Here is a 2,072-nt window from a genome sequence, read left to right as displayed (position 1 = left end):
TTTCTTTCAAGTCGGGCGAGGATTTGATCGACGGCGGCCGGGCGCTCGGCGAAGCTTTCGGTAAGGCTTACACCAGCAAGAATTATCACCAGCCTTCGGACCAGTTCACAACGTCCTGGCGTTCCGACGGCATCGCTGTCGACGCCGCGTTGCTGTACGAAGTCGGTCGCCGCTTGGCCAACTCGCGTGAATGGCCGTCATGGAAGACGGGCTCCGAGTTCAAAAAGATTCGCGAAGCCAGTAACGCCGAACGCCAATGAGCGCGGTGCTCCGCACCGGGTGGTGCGGGGATTGCAACGCTGGTGACAAGTAGTCGGCGGCGTCGCGCCCGCAAGTTCCTAGACTGGGGGCCATGCACGGACATGCCCTCAAGCTTTCTCAGCTGTGTTGTGTCTTAGTCACGCTGGCGGCGGTCGCGCCGGTGTTGGCAGCAGCACCTCCTTCGCAAGCGCATCTGGAGCCGGTGTTGAACGCCGGCATCAACGAGCCGTCGGCGTTGCGCTTCGACTGGCCCATGCTTCGGATCGGTACCGGCGAATATGCCGAAGGGCCCACCGGCGTCACGGTGATTCGTTTCGCTCGCCCGGTGAGTGGCGCCATCGATGCGCGCGGCGGCGGCCCGGGCACAGTCAATCCTGAGTTCTTGCAACTCGGCTACGACCGGCCGGCGCTGGACGCCATCGTGTTTTCCGGCGGCTCTTGGTACGGGCTCGAAACCGTCACCGCGGTCAACACGGCCTTCGTCGATGAAGGTTATCGCGGCGGGCGGTGGGACAACGTCGGCTTGGTGGAAGGCTCCATCGTTTACGACTTGGGCTCGCGCCGGCTCAACGAAATCTATCCCGACAAGAAACTCGCGCAAGCCGCGTTACGCGCGGTACAGCCCGGCGTTTATCCGGTCGGCCCGTATGGAGCGGGGCGTTTGGTGATGACCGGCGCGGTCTTCGGGTGCAACACCCATTCCGGCCAAGGCGGCGCATTTCGTCAGGTGGGTGATCTGAAGATCGCCGCATTCACCGTGGTCAACGCCTTCGGCATCGTCACTGACCGCGACGGTCGCGTGCCTGCCTGCAATCGCGCACCGGATTGGCCGGCTCATCTGCAAGCACCGGAGTTGAAAGCAAAGGACCTGATGGCAGAAGCGCTGACCACGCGCAAGGAAGGTTGGCCGCCACCGCCGGCGCCCAATGATGCTCGTCGCAATACCACCATCAGTTTGGTCGTCGTCAATCAAGCACTCGCGCCTTGGGAGCTGCAACGCCTGGCCGTGCAAGTGCACACCTCGATGGGACGCGCGATTCAACCGTTCGCGACTGAGTACGACGGCGATGTTTTATATGCGGTCTCCACCGCAGAGCTCACACCGCCCGAAGACCAGCGCATCTCGCTGGTGAACCTGGGATTGCTCGCGGGCGAAGTCATGTGGGACGCGGTTTTGAGCGCAGCGCCTCAGCAACCGGCGATGCCAGTGCCAGTGGCTACTGCCGTCGCCGATGCGAAGACGCTGAACAAATACGTCGGCGACTACACGTTCAGTCAGTTCGCCACGCTCACGGTGACTGCGGCCGACGGCAAGCTGTTCGGTCGTGCTACCGGTGAGCGTGACATCTATGCGATCAAGACCGGCGCTGCCGTCGAGCTGGTGCCGGTGAACGCTACCGACTTCACCGTGCCGGGCCGCTATCCGCTGTTGTTGCGCTTCGATGGCAAGGGCGTGCTGACCGTCAATCCCGGTCGCTGGCAACAAGTTACTAATAAATCGCGACGCTGATTCGATGGCCGCAGCTAGGGCTGCGGTGTGCCTGTGGGGATCATTGCCAATAAGAGGAACGGATCAATGAGCAATCGAGCTAGGGTGCGGCTACTGGTCGCCACGGCGGGCGTGCTGGCCGTGCATTCGACGAGCTTCGCGCAAGAGTTGGAAGAGGTCATCGTGACGGCGCAGAAACGTGCCGAGCGGTTGATCGACGTGCCCATCAGTCTGGATGTGTTGAGCGCCGATCAATTGGCGGAACGACGCATCGAGACGGTCAAGGATCTTGCGTACAACGTTCCCGGCCTGACCCTGCGCG

The 2,072-nt window shown here is 62.4% G+C and carries 1 protein-coding gene and 2 pseudogenes; all 3 read left to right on the top strand.

What is annotated here, in order from left to right; translation table 11 throughout:
* A pseudogene (locus JNL55_RS33065) lies at positions 1 to 260 on the top strand (peptidase M20); the annotation flags it as partial.
* A gap of 92 nt (positions 261 to 352) precedes the next feature.
* Positions 353 to 1,771, top strand: coding sequence for a P1 family peptidase (locus JNL55_RS33060; protein WP_293864836.1), 1,419 nt, complete (start codon positions 353 to 355; stop codon positions 1,769 to 1,771).
* 66 nt (positions 1,772 to 1,837) lie between these two features.
* Positions 1,838 to 2,072: pseudogene (locus JNL55_RS33055) on the top strand (TonB-dependent receptor); the annotation flags it as partial.

The organism is Steroidobacter sp. (assembly GCF_016790065.1).
Classification (GTDB): domain Bacteria; phylum Pseudomonadota; class Gammaproteobacteria; order Steroidobacterales; family Steroidobacteraceae; genus Steroidobacter.
This window is presented reverse-complemented; position numbering and strand designations above follow the sequence as displayed.

What these genes read in the sequence shown, in the direction of transcription:
- JNL55_RS33060 (WP_293864836.1), top strand. Translation starts at nt 353, where the DNA reads ATGCACGGACATGCCCTCAAGCTTTCTCAGCTGTGTTGTGTCTTAGTC.